The 16,744-nt window shown below is 40.4% G+C and carries 17 protein-coding genes; 11 read left to right on the forward strand and 6 right to left on the reverse strand.

Features of this window, described 5'->3' with window-relative positions; genetic code table 11:
• Nucleotides 1-28: 28 nt before the first annotated feature.
• Together iolE and iolB are read left to right on the forward strand one after the other, a co-directional pair.
• Nucleotides 29-922: a myo-inosose-2 dehydratase gene (gene iolE / locus ACE2AL_RS06260; protein WP_206082747.1), complete on the forward strand. Its 894-nt coding sequence runs from the start codon at nucleotides 29-31 to the stop codon at nucleotides 920-922.
• A 174-nt stretch (nucleotides 923-1,096) separates the two neighbouring features.
• Entirely contained in the window at nucleotides 1,097-1,927 is an 831-nt protein-coding gene (iolB, locus tag ACE2AL_RS06265; RefSeq protein WP_272539098.1) for a 5-deoxy-glucuronate isomerase, read from the forward strand.
• A 181-nt stretch (nucleotides 1,928-2,108) separates the two neighbouring features.
• Here iolB and ACE2AL_RS06270 read toward each other — a convergent pair whose 3' ends face one another.
• Together ACE2AL_RS06270 and ACE2AL_RS06275 are read right to left on the reverse strand one after the other, a co-directional pair.
• Complete coding sequence (locus ACE2AL_RS06270) at nucleotides 2,109-2,750, reverse strand: NAD(P)-dependent oxidoreductase (RefSeq protein WP_206082745.1); 642 nt, start codon at nucleotides 2,748-2,750, stop codon at nucleotides 2,109-2,111.
• 129 nt (nucleotides 2,751-2,879) lie between these two features.
• Entirely contained in the window at nucleotides 2,880-3,521 is a 642-nt protein-coding gene (locus ACE2AL_RS06275; protein WP_206082744.1) for a TetR/AcrR family transcriptional regulator, read from the reverse strand.
• Between the two features lie 91 nt (nucleotides 3,522-3,612).
• On the opposite strand from ACE2AL_RS06275, the gene ACE2AL_RS06280 reads away from it, so the two are divergent.
• Nucleotides 3,613-4,305: a DAPG hydrolase family protein gene (locus tag ACE2AL_RS06280; RefSeq protein ID WP_206082743.1), complete on the forward strand. Its 693-nt coding sequence runs from the start codon at nucleotides 3,613-3,615 to the stop codon at nucleotides 4,303-4,305.
• Between the two features lie 19 nt (nucleotides 4,306-4,324).
• Here the strand turns inward: ACE2AL_RS06280 and ACE2AL_RS06285 are convergent, their stop codons facing one another.
• Complete coding sequence (locus ACE2AL_RS06285) at nucleotides 4,325-5,320, reverse strand: FUSC family protein (RefSeq protein ID WP_272573410.1); 996 nt, start codon at nucleotides 5,318-5,320, stop codon at nucleotides 4,325-4,327.
• Between the two features lie 208 nt (nucleotides 5,321-5,528).
• Between ACE2AL_RS06285 and ACE2AL_RS06290 the strand changes: the two genes are divergently transcribed.
• Nucleotides 5,529-6,149 (forward strand): malonate decarboxylase holo-ACP synthase, encoded by a 621-nt coding sequence (locus ACE2AL_RS06290; RefSeq protein ID WP_206082741.1) that lies wholly within the window; start codon nucleotides 5,529-5,531, stop codon nucleotides 6,147-6,149.
• A 147-nt stretch (nucleotides 6,150-6,296) separates the two neighbouring features.
• On the opposite strand, the gene ACE2AL_RS06295 is transcribed toward ACE2AL_RS06290, so the two are convergent.
• Entirely contained in the window at nucleotides 6,297-6,926 is a 630-nt protein-coding gene (locus ACE2AL_RS06295) for a glutathione S-transferase family protein (protein ID WP_349422169.1), read from the reverse strand.
• A gap of 366 nt (nucleotides 6,927-7,292) precedes the next feature.
• Here ACE2AL_RS06295 and ACE2AL_RS06300 point away from each other — a divergent pair, with 366 nt between their 5' ends.
• The 5 genes from ACE2AL_RS06300 to tehB all read left to right on the forward strand — a co-directional run bounded on the left by ACE2AL_RS06300 (nucleotide 7,293) and on the right by tehB (nucleotide 11,793).
• Entirely contained in the window at nucleotides 7,293-7,850 is a 558-nt protein-coding gene (locus ACE2AL_RS06300) for a cytochrome b (RefSeq protein ID WP_047756889.1), read from the forward strand.
• Between the two features lie 13 nt (nucleotides 7,851-7,863).
• Nucleotides 7,864-8,442: a YceI family protein gene (locus tag ACE2AL_RS06305; protein ID WP_206082738.1), complete on the forward strand. Its 579-nt coding sequence runs from the start codon at nucleotides 7,864-7,866 to the stop codon at nucleotides 8,440-8,442.
• A 310-nt stretch (nucleotides 8,443-8,752) separates the two neighbouring features.
• Nucleotides 8,753-9,526 (forward strand): topoisomerase IV, encoded by a 774-nt coding sequence (locus ACE2AL_RS06310; RefSeq protein ID WP_206082737.1) that lies wholly within the window; start codon nucleotides 8,753-8,755, stop codon nucleotides 9,524-9,526.
• 179 nt (nucleotides 9,527-9,705) lie between these two features.
• Nucleotides 9,706-10,785, forward strand: coding sequence for a linear amide C-N hydrolase (locus ACE2AL_RS06315; protein WP_272539101.1), 1,080 nt, complete (start codon nucleotides 9,706-9,708; stop codon nucleotides 10,783-10,785).
• A gap of 120 nt (nucleotides 10,786-10,905) precedes the next feature.
• A complete protein-coding gene (gene tehB, locus ACE2AL_RS06320) occupies nucleotides 10,906-11,793 on the forward strand; it encodes an SAM-dependent methyltransferase TehB (RefSeq protein WP_206082735.1) in 888 nt (295 codons plus the stop codon).
• A gap of 44 nt (nucleotides 11,794-11,837) precedes the next feature.
• On the opposite strand, the gene clcA is transcribed toward tehB, so the two are convergent.
• Nucleotides 11,838-13,223: a H(+)/Cl(-) exchange transporter ClcA gene (gene clcA, locus ACE2AL_RS06325; protein WP_272539102.1), complete on the reverse strand. Its 1,386-nt coding sequence runs from the start codon at nucleotides 13,221-13,223 to the stop codon at nucleotides 11,838-11,840.
• Nucleotides 13,224-13,530: 307 nt separating this feature from the next.
• On the opposite strand from clcA, the gene hcp reads away from it, so the two are divergent.
• Both hcp and hcr read left to right on the forward strand, forming a co-directional pair.
• A complete protein-coding gene (gene hcp, locus ACE2AL_RS06330; protein ID WP_206082733.1) occupies nucleotides 13,531-15,183 on the forward strand; it encodes a hydroxylamine reductase in 1,653 nt (550 codons plus the stop codon).
• Nucleotides 15,184-15,260: 77 nt separating this feature from the next.
• Nucleotides 15,261-16,265, forward strand: coding sequence for an NADH oxidoreductase (gene hcr / locus ACE2AL_RS06335; RefSeq protein ID WP_272573413.1), 1,005 nt, complete (start codon nucleotides 15,261-15,263; stop codon nucleotides 16,263-16,265).
• A gap of 102 nt (nucleotides 16,266-16,367) precedes the next feature.
• Here the strand turns inward: hcr and ACE2AL_RS06340 are convergent, their stop codons facing one another.
• Nucleotides 16,368-16,604, reverse strand: a complete 237-nt coding sequence (locus tag ACE2AL_RS06340; RefSeq protein WP_206082731.1) for a HEAT repeat domain-containing protein — start codon at nucleotides 16,602-16,604, stop codon at nucleotides 16,368-16,370.
• Nucleotides 16,605-16,744: the final 140 nt, after the last annotated feature.

Here is a 16,744-nt window from a genome sequence, read left to right on the forward strand (position 1 = left end):
TCCCTCTTACCTACACAGGAGCTTCATCATGGCAATCCAACTTGGTATCAACCCTTTAACATGGACCAATGATGATTTACCCACTCTGGGGGCGGAAACGTCACTGGAAACTTGTTTGACAGAAGGCCGTCAGGCAGGGTTTGCAGGCTTTGAACTGGGAAATAAATTTCCCCGTAAAGCCGACGTTTTAGGGCCAATTTTAAAACAACACGATTTACAATTAGTTTCAGGCTGGTATTCGGGTGAGCTATTAACCCGCAGTGTAGAAGAAGAAATTGAAGCCGTCCAAGGCCATTTAGCGCTACTACGCGACCTTGGTGCGAAAGTGATGGTATTCGCTGAGGTTACCCATTGTATTCATGGGGATCAAAATAAGCCTGTGCATATGCGCCCACTGTTCCCTGCGGACAAATGGGAAGAATACGGTAAGAAACTGACGGAATTTGCGAAATATACGTTATCCCAAGGCGTTAAAATTGCCTATCATCACCATATGGGTACCGTGATTGAATCAGCCGAAGATGTGGATAACCTAATGAAATATACGGGTGATGAAGTCGGTTTATTGCTTGATACGGGTCACTTAACGTTTGCAGGGGCAGACCCTGTTGAAGTGGCGAAACGTTGGGCTAAACGTATTAACCATGTACATTGTAAAGACGTTCGTGCTGACGTACTTAACGATGTGAAAAACCGTAAAACAAGCTTCTTAGATGCGGTACTGGCAGGGGTCTTTACAGTACCTGGCGATGGCTGTGTTAACTACCCAGAAGTTTTCAAAGTATTGAAAAATAGCCAATATGAAAATGGTTGGTTAGTGGTAGAAGCGGAGCAAGACCCAGCAATTGCACACCCACTGACATATGCAACACTTGGGTACAATAATTTATCTAAGTTGGCTAAAGAGGCTGGTTTAATCTAACTCAGCTTTATATTCAGTCCGTGGTGTTGGTGTCTGCACTCGACCACACAGTTCATATACTTGTGCCACAGACTGAACGACTTCACGTATGGGGGTTGAAAAGCTGAACGTTAAAAATTTCATTAAACAGGTTGCGAGTATTAGCAGGCAACTTGAAAAAGCTAGAGGAAAGTTATGTCAAAATTATTGTCGAAATACCATGCTCCAGATGCACATAAGCGTACTCAGCATATCACGCCGCAGATTGCCAACTGGGGATATGTACACTTTGATGTGTATGAACTGAAACAAGGTGAATCCATTTCCTTGCCTGCCTCTGAAAATGAAATGTGTTTAGTCTTAGTGGCAGGTAAGGCGACGATCAAAACGCCAAATCAAGCGTTTGAAAATATCGGCGACCGCATGGATCCATTTGAGCGTAAAAAACCCTATGCAGTGTATGTAACAGCGCAAGAATTTGCAGAAGTTAAAGCCGAAACAGCATTGGAGCTTGCTGTTTGTAGTGCGAAAGGCAAAGGGACTTATCCAACCCGTTTAATTGGGCCCGATGATATTGGTGCTGAGCAACGTGGCCATGGTTATAACAAACGTTATGTCCACAATATTTTACCAGACGATAAAGCGGCAGATAGTTTATTAGTCGTGGAAGTATTTACGGATGAAGGGTGTACCAGCTCGTACCCAAGCCATAAACATGATACCGATAATGAACCCAATGAAACTTATTTAGAAGAAACCTATTATCACCGATTGAACCCATCACAAGGTTTCTGTATGCAGCGTGTTTACACTGACGACCGTGAGTTAGACGAGTGTATGGCGGTGTATAACAAAGATGTGGTTATGGTGCCAAAAGGATATCACCCAATGGCAACCATGGCAGGCTACGATAACTACTATTTAAATGTGATGGCAGGGCCAACACGTAAGTGGTTATTCACATGGGAAAAAGACCATAATTGGGTCAATAGTGATGTGTATGCCGCCAAGCACAAAGGGCAGTAAGTTGTTACCAGTAGTTGTGAATAAAGTGAAATAAAGTTGTATGCTCGTTATCCTTCGTGCTGCATGGGGGTTGGCTACACTCAGATAGCCGCCTATATGCAACTCGAATGATTTAGAGTATAAGCACCAAATCTGTTATCTATTTTGCCGGTAAATTATTTACCGGCTTTTTTATCTGTGATTAATAAGCCGCTGTAAATTGTTGGCGAACAAATTGGGCATTATTGACTTCATCAAGGACAGCAACGGCAAAGTCTTCGACCGAAATTTTCGCAGGCACATTACCGTTCATCAACAATTCAGTACCACCCAAACGGAACGTTTCTGTACGTTCACCAGGTTCTAACATGGCTGCGGGGGACACATAAGTCCAGTCAAGGGTATCGATGGTTTGCAATTGGCTTTTAAACTCGCGCATGGCTTGTGCGCCAGGTTTAATTTCAGCTGGGAAATCAGGGGAGTCGATTAAATCCAAATTAGGCGCGATTTTTAAACTGCCTGCACCGCCTACCACAATAAAGCGTTTTACCGCGGCTTTTTGTACCGCCTGCAAAATGGCGTTGTTCCCTGTAACCGTGTCTTGGTACAAGTTCGGATTTTGCCAGCCACCGTTAAATGCACTGATCACCACATCTTGGCCTTTAAGGCGAGACGTTAGCCAAGCCACATCGGTAATATCCCCAGATTCTGTTATCAAATGAGCATGTTGCGGCAGGGTGTTGCTATGGCGAGAAATGGCAGTCACTTGGTGATGGCGTCGCAGCGCTTCTGCAACTAATGCTTTTCCCACAAAACCGGTCGCACCAATGATCGATATTTTCATACGGAACCCCTAGTGTGTGACACACTGTTGTTTGATTGATTTTGTAAATATCATCTCATTAAAGTATAGGGCAGATTTATCTTCTGCGGAATGTACTTAATGCATTTTCTTGATATTATTCGCCAGTTTTTATGGGTGCAATACGTGTTTACAAAGGGCAACGACTTGCTCTGTTCTTGCTTCAATTGTGGGTGTTAACCCCGCAGGGGAGAGCCCTAAGGAAATCTGCCTCAATGGTTCGGCGATGGCCATGGATAAGATTAAATCGCTGAGCACCACAAAATCCGCTTGTTTGATAAGCTGCTTTTCTTTATGGCGAACTAACCACTGCGTCAACAGTTGGCGGCTGCGTTCGATGCCACTTTTTTGGTATTTATCGAGCAAAATGTGTTTTTGTTTGAAATCGGTTTGCAATAAACGAAAGAGCCCAACGGCTTCATAAGACAATACTTTTTGTGCAATTGCATTGAGGTTTTGGGTAAGCAAGGCAAAAAAGTTATCGGTTGATTGTGCTTCTTGCTCAAACAGGGGAACAAAGCTGTCTGTCCAACTCAAAATCACCATCTCAATTAACGTTTCGCGGTTATCAACAAAGCGGTAGATAGTCTTTTTCGCCACACCTGCTCGTTTTGCCACCGTATCAATGGTGGTGGATAAGTAACCTTCCTCAAGGAGAGATTGCGCTGTGGCCTGAATAATTTTTTCTTTTAATTCAGCTTCAGGAACACTGGGTCTACCGCGTGTCGATTTGCTCGGTTCATCTTTTTGCATAAATGGCGCTCTATTTTTTGTGCTTGACTTAGGCGTATTTTAGCTCAAATATAATTAGGAAACAAATAAAGTTTCCTAATTGAGGTGAAAGATGAAAATGAATACCGCTTGGGCCGTCGAAAATGTAAATGACATACTGTTACCTGCACCATTACGGTTAGAGATGGGAATTGAAAGGGATGAAAATGGGTTACTTACTGTTGCAGTTCGAACGGACTTACACGGTTGTAAAGGCCGAATGGTGGAGTGGTGGTTTACTTTTTTTGAAACAACGCAGCACATCCGCTGGTGGCATCCCCATGACCATGTTGCCCACCATGGATGGGATGACAAGTGGAAAAAAGGGGAAAGTTATATTGGTGCATCAATTCATGCGGTTGAATCATTAGGGGAGATCCCCCCTGTTGCCGCTAAATTGAAATTTCGCGAAGCCAGTGACTTTTTTGACTCAAATGCACTGAAACAAGCGATTGAAAACCAATCAATCTCGGGGGCAGTTTGTGCTTCAATTGGTTTTGGGAACAATGTATTGATGGATGCTCAAGGTTACCCAGTCGATGGCAAAATGATGCACATTACGCGAGACACCGAGTTTGGCTGCGTTTTGCGGAGCCGTTTTTTACTGGGCGCTTCATTAGCTGACCCTATCAATGAATTACCTGACAATATCGGGCTTGAATTAATGCGCCATTGTTATAACGAATTTACTTATTTATCGCGTTTCTTACCGTCATTATATTACGGAGAACACGCAAATAATGAGAAAGCCCCTCTGCCTTGGTAAATGCGGCCGCCGTGGAAAATTAACCTTTTTCCACGGTTTGCCCAGTTGAGCTTCCCTCACGGAACAATTTCAAAATAATACTCGTCACAATGGCAATTGCACCGCCCAATGCGGTTTCTAATACGCGGTCGAACAGTAATTCATAGGTTGGATGGCGCCAATACACCACTTGTTCAAGCACGGAGAGTATCAAACTCGTTACAACAAAAGTCATAAAGGTATACCCGTGATGGAAACTCATTGGCATTAAAAAAGCAAAAACGACCATCGCAATTAACCCGATATACGGCATGAGTGGAGTATTAAATAAAAAATAGAGTAGTAAAACAGAAATCAGGCTGCCTAAGACTCTCTGCAAGGTAATCTTAATAATGCTTTGTGATTTGGGGTGCAAAACAAACACAAAAGTCAGTAGTGTCCAATAAAAGTGCCCGAGGTCGATAAACCGTGGGATCGCAAGTGCAAGTAATAATCCCAGTGCATAGGTCATTGACCGTGGGATAATATTTTTACGCAAGGTAAATAAATTGCGTTCAACTAAGGCGCTGGTGACCACACTGTGGCGCGTCATTTTGTGGCTAAGAACATAATAGGTAATCAGTGTTACTGTACTGCCAATAATAAATCCCAGCGCTAAGCTTTTAGAAATATCGGGTAAAATCGTCCCAATGGTTGACATGATAATCATAAATTTCATGGTTAAATCCATGGCGGGATCGGTGCCGTACAATTGATAATAAATGAACGAAAAGACTGCCAGGTAAAGATAAAAAGCAGTACCAAGACGCAGGGTATCGCCAATAAAAATTGCCACTAAGATCATCAATAAACAAAACGCGGTATAAGCATAATTTTTATATTCTTTCGCAGCATTGAATAAATTAAAGGAATATAAGGTCGAGAAGGCCGCCCACATAGCCGCTTGCGCATCTAAAATTGCAAAAGCGGTTGCCGCACTGAAAAGTATGCAACTGGTAAAGGTTATCCCATCGTGAATAGCTGGAAATGTTCTCATAATACGACGCTCATAAACCGATATTTAACTTATTAATTATTAAGGTAATTAAATAATAAGCATCATGGGATTACAAGGGAGAATATGTATTTTATCAGATTGGAAATAAATGTTATTGCCAAAGCAAAGTCGAGGTAACTTCTGTTTTTATATAGCAAAAAAGGCATAATAGACAAAGAGCAGTCGTAACAATCATAAAGGTAAAAAAATGCAAATAATCAATCCTCATGATTTTGTTTGGGTCGGCAGTAATGAAGATGTCGAGATAGAATCACTCCCTGAATGGGTTGGCGCACAGTGGAATAGCAAATTGCCACTGACGGTGTACCGTGATAAGGCAGAAGACGGTTATGTGACAGTCGCAATACGGGGCATTAAGCCGCATCAACGTGCTACGACACAAATCAAAAAATCAGCAATCACTCACATTATGAATGTGGAATCATTGGTGGCTGATTCCGTTGAATTACAACGGTCGATGTTTATTGCATTGCCACCTGTACAGGTTTTATGGCTAATTTCACAAACCAAATGGCCGTGGAAATGGGGCGTAGCGGGGAGCTGTGCCTATACGTTGGCAACGGATATTCAAAGCATGCTGTCCGATTGCGACCTCGATGTAGTACTGCGCTGCCCAACGCGCCATCAAAAAGAAGATTTTGCTGAATTTGCCATCAAAGCGAATACACCTTATTGCCCCATCGATATTCATGTGGAAACGCCGAAAGGGGGGTTTTCATTAGCGGAGTGGTTTAAAAATGACCAGGTGACATTGCATACACCACAAGGTGATGTGATGACAGCAGATCCGTGGGATGAAACACTTTAAATTGAGTTTGTCGTAAAAATGCACGTAACTTGTTTGTTTGTTAAACACATTGTTTAATAATTAATTTTGATGCTCGTGCAGGTGATTTTTTACCGAACAATAATCGGTTGAAAATAGCGCAGAGAAAAAAGACTCTGCGCTATTTTTTTAATGGTCGATATGGGGCTCTTGAATGCCAGCTTGTCGCCATTCTTGCATCGCAGGCAAGCTCAGCATACGGGCAACCCATTGTTGTGCCGCTGCATTAACTGGCAACTGGTAACTGTGGATACGAAATGCGACAGGGGCATAAAAAGCATCTACCGCTGTAAATTCATGTCCAGCCAGCCAAGGGCCGCTAAATTTTTCCAGCCCTTCTTGCCACAACTGTGAAATTCGATCGATGTCTGCTTGCAACTCACGGGATATTTCAGTTAATGGTGCATTGCGAGAAACATCCATTGGGCATTGTTGGCGTAAGGCAGTGAAACCTGAATGCATTTCAGCGCTGGCGCTACGTGCCCAAGCCCTAGCTGCACGGCCTGTTGGCCACACTTGGGGGTGATCTTCTGCCACATACTCGCAAATCGCTAAAGAGTCCCAAACGGTTTGTTTCCCATCCACTAAACAAGGGACTAACCCCGTCGGAGAAAAACGGCTAAATTTATCATGACTGCTTCTGCCGCTTTCAAAAAAACAGATATTTTCCTCAAAAGGAATTTGCAACGTTTTTAATAAAACCCAAGGACGTAATGACCAAGAAGAGTAATTTTTGTTAGCAATCCAAAGTGTGTACATAGGCGAACCTGCTCATCAAAAAAGTAGGGAAGAGAGAATACCAATGTAAAAGGAAGATGATGGGTCTACAAATGTTTTTTATCGCTAAACAGAATATAACGAATCAGAATAAGATAGAATGAATAACACTATTAAAAAATAAACTGTCATAGTGATTTACAAAACTGGAAAAAACTTTATTCAAATTTTATTATTTAATATAGACAAAATGGAATAATAAACTATTTTTTATAATGGTGATCGTATTTGAATATCTTCAACAAAATATTTGTCTAACTTTGGGATAGGAATAAAATTAATTTCACCTTATGATTATTACGGCTTAGTTAATTAAATATCACCTTCATCTCTAACTGGTTTTTTATCATGCAATGGAAAAATAATACAACCCGTTATGGGCACATTTCGCTGCTCATCCACTGGTTAGTCGCAATTGTCGTATATGGAATGTTTGCTTTAGGTTTATGGATGGTGACGCTGGGCTATTATGATAGTTGGTACCACCAAGCACCAGAAATTCATAAAAGTATAGGAATATTATTATTTATTGTTATGGCATTTCGTGTGATTTGGCGATTTATTTCACCGCCACCAAAGCCATTATCAAGTTACAGTAAATTAACTAAAGTCAGTTCTATTACTGTTCAAATTCTGATTTATATTATTTTATTCAGTATTTTGATTAGCGGTTATTTAATTTCGACCGCTGATGGACAGCCAATCAGCGTATTTGGTTGGTTTGATGTTCCCGCTTTATTTACTGGCGCTGCAACACAAGCGGATACCGCAGGTGAAATTCACTTGTACCTCGCTTGGGCGGTAGTTTTATTGTCAGTTTTACATGCGTTTGCTGCATTTAAACATCACATCTTTGATCGTGATATTACATTAAAAAGAATGTTGGGTTTTAATCCCGATAAGTAACGTGGAGATAATTATGTTGAAGAAAACGGTTCTTGGTCTGGCTTCTGGTGCTCTATTTTTAACGGCAGGTTCAGCACTTGCTGAAACTTATCAATTTGATAAGCAAGGCCAACACGCTTTCATCGAATTCCGTATTCAGCACTTAGGTTATAGCTGGGTATACGGCAGTTTTAAAGATTTTGATGGTAACTTTACTTATGATGCAAAAGACCCATCAAAAGACAAAGTTGAAGTGACGATTAAAACAGGCAGCATCGATACTAACCATGCAGAGCGTGATAAACACTTACGCAGCGCAGACTTTTTAAATGCCTCTAAATTCCCAGAAGCGAAATTCGTTTCAACGGAAGTGAAAAAAGACGGTGAAGCCTACAAAATTACGGGTGATTTCACCTTAAATGGTGTAACGAAACCAATTACATTAGATGCAAAACTCATGGGGGAAGGTAAAGATCCATGGGGTGGATACCGTGCAGGTTTCGAAGCGCAAGGTAACATTAAGTTGAAAGAGTTTAATATTAAGTCTGATTTGGGCCCTAAATCCCAAGAAGCTCAACTGTTAATTTCAGTTGAAGGCGTTCAGACTAAATAATTCTATGACAACACTCTCGGGGAAATAAACCTTGAGGGTGTTTTTTCATAAAAGAACGAATTGATTTTTTGTGGCAATTCCTCTCTTTTTCCCCTCGCAATTTCCCTTATTCCTATAGCTAGCCCGCATTGATACAGGCTAAAATAGCCAATATCACTTTTTTCAGGTTAATTCAGGATGTTATCGTAATGCACACTATAATTACCTAAGAGGCTTAATGTCTTTGGGTGATTGAATGTGACGAAAAGGTAACGTAATAACGTGAAAATGAGAGTAGTTATTCGTTTTATTAAGAAAAGGCAGGGCGACTTTGAATACACATAGTTCACGTAAAACCGCATTGATAGTTAGCATTATATTTATTGCATTTGCAGTCGGTTTTTACTGGTTAAGCAAAGATAACAATGTGTTATCTACAGACAATAATACCGCTATCCACTCGGAAGCGTTAGCGCAAGCTGAGAAAGAGCTGCCAATTATTGCGACGGTGAAAAAAATCAGCCCTGAAACCTATCAAAGCTTTGAACACCTGATTACACAATACTACCCTGAAAACGAAGATATTCGTCGCCAATTATTCGACCAAGTTGTCGGTAGTGTGATGAAACTGGTCTTAGAACGAATGGAATACGCATCTGATGATGCAGTGATTAATTTTACCAGTAAGGTTAATGATTATCTTAAAGTTTTATTGGAAGAAGACCCTACAGGGAAAACCTGTTTTTATTCACTATTTCCACATTTAAGAGAAACGGCTGAAATCATTCCACCGAAAAAAAGCCAAGCAGTATTATTGAAGCAAATTCAAGCGACGAATGAATTATTGATTTCCAGTGAAGCAGGTAAAACTCAGGCGTTAATGTCACCCACTGAATATACGGAAACACTCAGCCAATTAGCCGCTGGTCTGAGTGCTGAATATGGTGCAGATGCTGCAATTCTTGGGAATTTAGAGGCAGGTAAAAAATCCCCTGCACTTGCTTGCCAAATATCCATCAGTTTTTATGATGAAATTCTTGCTATCCCTGATAACGGGAAAAAAGCCGCATTATTACGTTCTTTATTTTCATCGGTGAATAATTAGTTTTAGGTTAAATAGTCGCACCTCTTAATGGGGTGCTATTACGTATTATTAATTATTACATTTATTTTATTCACATCTCCTGCCATTTTTTATACTTTATCTGTGCAAAACTTATTATCTGCATTTATGTAGTATGCTTACTATATCAATCTGTTAGTTTTATCTCTTTTGGAGGTGGCATGAAGTTCGTTCAAAAAAGTATTGTGACGCTCATTACCCTAGCGGCAATTTCTTTGCCAGCCGTGGTTAGCCAAGCTTGTACCCGTGTTGTGTATTTAGGGGAAAATGAGCAAATCATGACAGGGCGAACCATGGACTGGAAATATGATATCGGCACTAATCTTTGGATCTTTCCACGTGGTATGGCGCGGGATGGTGTAGCGGGGCCGAATTCAGTGAAATGGAAATCGAAATACGGCAGTGTGATTGCTTCAGGGTACGATATTTCGACCACTGATGGTATTAATGAAGAAGGTTTAGTTGCCAATCTATTGTGGCTAGCAGAATCTAAATATCCGCAAGTCAATGACAAACAACCTGCATTATCAATTTCACTATGGGCGCAATATGTTTTAGACAACTATGCGACTGTCGCCGAGGCCGTTGAGGCGCTTGAAAAAAATCCATTGCTGGTGGCCACTGATAATGTTCCTGGCCAAGACCGTTTAGCCACCTTACATCTATCGATTTCTGATGCTAGCGGTGATAGTGCAATCATTGAATATATTGATGGTAAGCAAGTTATTCATCACAGCCGTCAATATCAAGTCATGACCAACTCACCAACCTATGAAAAACAACTGGCAATGCAGGAATATTGGCAAGGTATTGGTGGCACTGTGATGTTACCAGGTACTAACCGATCAGCAGACAGGTTCGCTCGTGCTCAGTTTTATGTCAATGCCATCCCTCAAAATACCACGGCAAATAAAGCGGTTGCGAGTGTGTTTGGGGTGATCCGTAACGTCTCTGTACCTTATGGTTTAAGTTCTGAATCTTCCCCTGAAATATCCTCAACTCGTTGGCGTACCCTTGTAGATCATAAGCGTCAATTATACTTTTTTGAGTCTGCACTCACGCCTAATATTTTTTGGACGGATTTAGCGAAAATCGATTTTTCGGCTGAGACTGGAAAAGTGAAAAAGTTGGATCTAGGTGAAGAGCAAAGTCATATCTATTCAGGGGATGCCACTAATAATTATGTGGTGACAAAACCATTTGAGTTCTTAGGGCTTAGCGCAAAACAATTAGGTTATTAGTGTCCAATCTTGGGGTATCAACCTACGGTAATTGCTGTAGGTTGATATGTATCAAAGCCTCAGTAATTTATTGATGAATACTTTGCAGATAATAAACTAACAGTATAAGATGCATTTAAAATGCAACTTATTGGTGATGATATGAACGAGCTAGTGTGTTACAAGACCATGCCTGTCTGGGATAAAGCGTCTCTTCCTTTAATGTTTCAAGAACGTCATAACACAAAAGAAGATTCTTATGCGCAATTGAAGGTGCTGCAAGGCTCTTTAGATTTCATCATTTTTAATGATGATGGTAGTGAACAACATTTCACGTTTGATATAAATAACCAGCCACCAATAATTGAGCCGCAAGTTTGGCACCGCATTTCTAAATGTAGCGATGATATGCAGTGCCAGCTTTCATTTATGTGTAAGCCTGAACTTAAGTTTTATAAAGAATACGGTTTAACAACCCCACATTCTGAAGTGCGTTATCTGTGTGAAAATAATCTTGCTAAGCCATGTAAAACGCTGGATCTTGGTTCAGGACGTGGGCGAAACAGTTTTTATCTTGCATTGCAAGGGTATGATGTCACGTCGGTTGATATCAATCCGCAACATATTCAGGCAATTGATTTTGTTAAAAAACAAGCAGGTATTGATAATATTAATACCGCAGTTTATGACATCAATAGTCACCAAATTCAAGGTGATTACGATTTAATTATTTCTACTGTGGTATTGATGTTCTTACAGCGAGAAAAAATTACTGATGTGGTGAGAAACATGCAAGAACACACGTTATCTGGTGGAGTCAATGTGATTGTCTGCGCAGTTGAAACGCCAGATGCACCATTGGATTTAGTACCATTCAAGTGTTTCTTAAAACCAGGTGAATTAGAGGGTTATTACCAAGATTGGGATATCTTAAAATACAATGAAAATCCTGGGCATTTACATCGTACAGATGCACAAGGTAACCGCATTAAATTAAATTTTGCGACGCTAATTGCTAAAAAGAAATAATTAAAAAAGGGGGCTAATATAAAGCCCCCTTTTTTACACAAGAGTTATGCGTTTGCTGCTTTTTCTTTCTCGCTACGTGCTAAGGTTCTTTCTAATAAGACAGCGTATAGCGGTCTACCGCCTAAGAATTGAGCCATCATAGTGGCGCCAATACAGGTAATAATCATCGGTAGGATTAACTGGTAATTATTGGTCATTTCTAAAACTAAGACTATCCCTGTTAATGGGGCTCTTACTGTTGCTGCAAATAAAGCACCCATTCCAGCGATGGCAAATGTGCCCACTTCGATTTGGTATTCAGGAAAAAGCGCTAATGCACTGTAACCAAAAATCCCTCCAAATAATGTACCTAAAGCGAGTAAAGGTGAAAAAATCCCACCAGGTGCACCTGAACTAAAGCTAATGGTCGACGTCAGAAAACGCAGTGCAAAAAACAATAATAATAAGGTGACGGTAAAACTACCAGCAACCATCTGGTGGATCACGGCATAACCGCCACCCACAATTTCAGGCATGTAAACACCAATTGCGCCACAAAGGCCACCGATTAAACCGCCCATCATGACAAAACGAGAAAGTTTATTTTGGTAAAAACGTTGAAACTGGCTTTGTAAGAACAGCAGGAAGTGGTTAAAACAAATGCCGATAATGCCAAATAACATACCCAAAATAAGGTACAACCACAGGGTATTCATCGGAGCAGCAGAAAATTGTCCAATATTGAGTACAGCAGCTTCACCGTTGATTAAGCGGTAAACAATTGTGGCAGTCACTACACCAATAAACACCGATTTAATGGAGATTAAACTGTATTTAAATTGCGGGCGCATCTCTTCGATAATGAATAATATGCCTGCAAGGGGGGCATTAAACGCAGTGGCCAAACCTGCTGCTGCCCCTGAAGCTAATAAAGTATGGCGGGATTCATTATCCTTTAAGCGAAAAAGGTCATAGAACATTTGGCTAATATTTGCGCCTAATTGTACTGTTGGGCCTTCACGGCCTAAAACCATTCCTGAACCCAATGTGCCAAGGCCACCAATAAATTTTACGGGGATCACTCGCCACCACCTGACAGGGCGTAAATCTTGTAAAGCGCCTTCAATTTCAGGGATCCCTGACCCTCCAGATTCTGGAGAAAAGCGTTTTACGAGGTAATAGCCAATCATCGCTAAAATGGCGGAAACAAAAAACATGGTTACAACAACCAGCCACTTGTTATCAACAAGTTCATCTACCGATTGAACTCGAATGTTGCTGACCCATGTTGTGCCCATTTCAAATAAAGAGCCGACTAATCCTACAAATGCGCCAATAATGGCGGACAGTAATAGGATCTTTAATGGCGTCTTGTCTGAGCTTTTTATTCGTGTGAATAACCCTTTGGCTGAAGAAGGGGGAGATTTTTGGGACGCGTTTGCCTGTATCATCTTTATTGGATTCTCTAATTACGACCAAATAACAACCACTTATATTTAGTATACCAAGGCTTACTCGAAAACCATCATAGGAAATGATTTTTTTTCATAAGGTAGGCTGAAAGGAACAAAAAGTAACACAAAAAAAGGCGAATTTGTTTATTTAGCATACTTTAATTGATGTGAATAGTTCTCATTAACATTGAATATTAATATAGATCAATAAATGGTTAGATAACCTGAAATGTCTCTTTTTTATTCTAATAAAGAGCGTAATCTTAATGTTGTATTTGAAATGCAACTTTAAGAGGCGAACAACATGTACTGTGTGCAATGTGAACAAACAATTAGAACTCCAGCTGGAAATGGCTGTGCATACGCGCAGGGTATGTGCGGTAAAACAGCTGAAACGTCTGATCTACAAGATTTATTAGTTGCTGTATTGCAAAGTTTATCTGCGAGTGCGGTTACTGCACGGACTTTAGGCGTTATTGATCATGATATCGATAGCTTTGCACCCCGCGCATTTTTCTCCACGTTAACCAACGTGAACTTTGATTCAGACCGTATTATTGGTTATGCACGTGAAGCGATTTATTTACGCGATAAATTAATTAAACACTGCCAATCTGTGAATAGCGCAGTCGCATTTAATCATCCACTCATTAATTTACAATTAGATGGCTCTGACATCCCAACACTACAAGCACAAGCGGCAAAATTTGCATTAGATATTGATAAAGCACAAGTGGGTGAGGATATCCATGGTCTGCGTATGCTCTGCTTGTATGGTTTAAAAGGTGCGGCAGCGTATATGGAGCACGCACATGTTTTAGGCCAATATGATAATGATGTTTATGGTCAATATCATGAAATTATGGCTTGGCTTGGTACATTACCTGCTGATATGAATGAACTGCTCAATAATTCCATGGCAATTGGTTTGATGAACTTCAAAATCATGGAAATCTTAGATGCAGGTGAAACTGGCGAGTTTGGTCACCCAACGCCGACGGAAGTTAATGTTCGCCCTGTTGCAGGGAAATGTATTTTAATCTCAGGTCACGACCTGAAAGACTTAAAAATGCTATTAGAACAAACGGAAGGAACAGGGATTAATATCTATACCCACGGTGAAATGTTACCTGCTCACGGTTACCCTGAGCTGAAAAAATACGCACACTTAGTGGGTAACTACGGTAGCGGTTGGCAAAATCAGCAAGTGGAGTTTGCGAAGTTCCCAGGCCCTGTATTGATGACTTCAAACTGTATTATTGACCCAGATGTGGGGGATTATAAAGACCGGATCTGGACTCGCAGTATTGTCGGTTGGCCTGGAGCAAAACACCTCGAGGGTGATGATTTCGCAGAAATGATCGCGCAAGCACAATCATTAGCGGGTTTCCCATATACCGAAATCGAACACAAAATTACGGTTGGTTTTGGTCGCCAAACCCTGTTAAGTGCAGCAGACGCGGTAATTGATTTAGTATCACAGAAAAAATTACGTCATGTATTCCTTGTTGGAGGGTGTGATGGCAGCCGTGATGAAAGAAGTTATTACACTGATTTTGCACGTGCAGTACCTGAAGATTGCCTGATTTTAACACTGGCTTGCGGTAAATATCGTTTCAATAAATTAGATTTTGGTACCCTAGAAGGCTTACCACGCTTACTTGATGTGGGTCAGTGCAATGATGCCTACTCAGCGATTATGCTTGCTGTGAATTTATCAGAAAAACTGGGATGTGGTATCAATGATTTACCGCTGAGCTTAATTTTGTCATGGTTTGAGCAAAAAGCCATCGTGATTTTATTAACCCTTCTGGCCCTTGGCGTGAAAAACATTTATACCGGCCCAAGTGCACCTGGTTTCTTAACTGAAAACTTACTCAATGTATTAAATGAGAAGTTTGGAATGCGTAGCATTACGACAGTTGAGCAAGATTTGGCTGAAATCTTACCTGCATAATTAGCCAGAAAAATATAACAAGCCTAAACACAGATATGAGAAGAGAGGGGCGAAAGCCCCTTTAAAGGAGTCGTGCGATGACAATGCCAAGTAGTTTATGTCCAAATAGAATGCAAATTCATTCGATTATCCAAGAAACATCGGATGTTTGGACGATCAACTTAATTAATCATGATTTTTATATGTATTCACCAGGGCAATATGCATTGGTTAGTATTAAAAATAGTGATGATGTCATGCGGGCTTACACTCTCTCTTCATCACCAGGTCAAAGCCGTTATATTTCAATTACCGTTAGGCGATTAGAGGATGGTATGGGCTCTAACTGGTTAACTCGTGCAGTGAAGCCTGGGGATTACCTCTGGTTGTCTGAAGCTCAAGGGGAATTTACCTGTGCAAATGTGAAAAGCCAACAATATCTAATGCTTGCTGCGGGTTGTGGCGTGACGCCAATTATGTCAATGACACGCTGGTTGATGGCCAATCGTCCAGAAACGCATGTTAAAGTATTATTTAATGTGCGAGACGACAAGCAAGTTATATTTGCGCAGGAATGGCAACAACTGACACGTGCATACCCAGAACGTTTACAGTTATGTATTATGGCTGAAACGCCAGATAATGGGGAGTTAGCCCAAGGTCGATTAAATGAAGAAAAACTACAAGCATTAGTCCCCGATATTGCTTCACGGGTAGTGATGACTTGTGGGCCAGTTCCTTATATGAAAAATGCTCAGCAATTTGCGGCTAATTTAGGTGTACCTGCCGAACATTTTTTTATGGAACGTTTTTCAACTGAGCCAGAAGTGGTTAATAGCGAAGATGTGCTGACGCTTAAAATTCGCCAGCGCCTCGCTGATTTTAAAGTGCCTGTGGGGATTTCGTTATTATCTGCATTAGAACAAAATAAACAGCCTGTTATTGCTGCATGCCGTGCAGGTGTTTGCGGAAGTTGCAAGACAAAAGTATTATCAGGCAATTATACAACAACAAGTACAATGACATTGACCGCCGCTGAAATAGCAGAAGGGTATGTTTTAGCATGTAGTTGTCAATTACAAGGCGACACTGAAATAGCCTAATGTTATTTAAATAATAATATACTGTCTCATGTGTTATTTAATGGGACAGTATTCCATATAAAAGGTATTTAAAATTTACAATACATAAAATAAGAGTAAGATTTAATGTTCTAATAGCGGGGTTTGTATAAAATACACCGATAACTTACTTAATGTATTGATCGCTGAAACAGCAACTTCCTTATTCGGATCTTGGCACAAGTCTATGATTCTTATAATGGCATCATTATATTCAATCGTTGCTTTAAAATCTCCTAAAGCGGAAATCGCCGCGATTTTTATTTCATCATTTACACGAAATGTTAAGCTAGTTAACATTCCTACAATTACTTTATCCATAATAAAATTTTCACGGTTAATAAATCTTGATTTATTTTAAGATAAATCCGTTGATATTTAATTCTGAATTAAAATAAAAAAATATTTATATAAAATTAAAAAAGTGCCCTTATGTTAATTTTTGGAATTAAATATCACCA

Source organism: Providencia xihuensis (assembly GCF_041953405.1).
Lineage (GTDB): Bacteria > Pseudomonadota > Gammaproteobacteria > Enterobacterales > Enterobacteriaceae > Providencia > Providencia vermicola.

Excerpts from the sequence above, each read along its gene's own strand:
- ACE2AL_RS06305 (WP_206082738.1), top strand. The coding sequence starts at position 7,864 with ATGTTGAAGAAAACGGTTCTTGGTCTGGCTTCTGGTGCTCTATTTTTA.
- clcA (WP_272539102.1), bottom strand. The coding sequence starts at position 13,223 with ATGATACAGGCAAACGCGTCCCAAAAATCTCCCCCTTCTTCAGCCAAA.
- ACE2AL_RS06340 (WP_206082731.1), bottom strand. The coding sequence starts at position 16,604 with ATGGATAAAGTAATTGTAGGAATGTTAACTAGCTTAACATTTCGTGTA.
- hcr (WP_272573413.1), top strand. The coding sequence starts at position 15,261 with ATGACAATGCCAAGTAGTTTATGTCCAAATAGAATGCAAATTCATTCG.
- iolB (WP_272539098.1), top strand. The coding sequence starts at position 1,097 with ATGTCAAAATTATTGTCGAAATACCATGCTCCAGATGCACATAAGCGT.
- ACE2AL_RS06285 (WP_272573410.1), bottom strand. The coding sequence starts at position 5,320 with ATGAGAACATTTCCAGCTATTCACGATGGGATAACCTTTACCAGTTGC.
- tehB (WP_206082735.1), top strand. The coding sequence starts at position 10,906 with ATGCAACTTATTGGTGATGATATGAACGAGCTAGTGTGTTACAAGACC.
- ACE2AL_RS06275 (WP_206082744.1), bottom strand. The coding sequence starts at position 3,521 with ATGCAAAAAGATGAACCGAGCAAATCGACACGCGGTAGACCCAGTGTT.
- ACE2AL_RS06270 (WP_206082745.1), bottom strand. The coding sequence starts at position 2,750 with ATGAAAATATCGATCATTGGTGCGACCGGTTTTGTGGGAAAAGCATTA.
- ACE2AL_RS06280 (WP_206082743.1), top strand. The coding sequence starts at position 3,613 with ATGAAAATGAATACCGCTTGGGCCGTCGAAAATGTAAATGACATACTG.
- ACE2AL_RS06290 (WP_206082741.1), top strand. The coding sequence starts at position 5,529 with ATGCAAATAATCAATCCTCATGATTTTGTTTGGGTCGGCAGTAATGAA.
- iolE (WP_206082747.1), top strand. The coding sequence starts at position 29 with ATGGCAATCCAACTTGGTATCAACCCTTTAACATGGACCAATGATGAT.
- ACE2AL_RS06300 (WP_047756889.1), top strand. The coding sequence starts at position 7,293 with ATGCAATGGAAAAATAATACAACCCGTTATGGGCACATTTCGCTGCTC.
- ACE2AL_RS06315 (WP_272539101.1), top strand. The coding sequence starts at position 9,706 with ATGAAGTTCGTTCAAAAAAGTATTGTGACGCTCATTACCCTAGCGGCA.
- hcp (WP_206082733.1), top strand. The coding sequence starts at position 13,531 with ATGTACTGTGTGCAATGTGAACAAACAATTAGAACTCCAGCTGGAAAT.
- ACE2AL_RS06295 (WP_349422169.1), bottom strand. The coding sequence starts at position 6,926 with ATGTACACACTTTGGATTGCTAACAAAAATTACTCTTCTTGGTCATTA.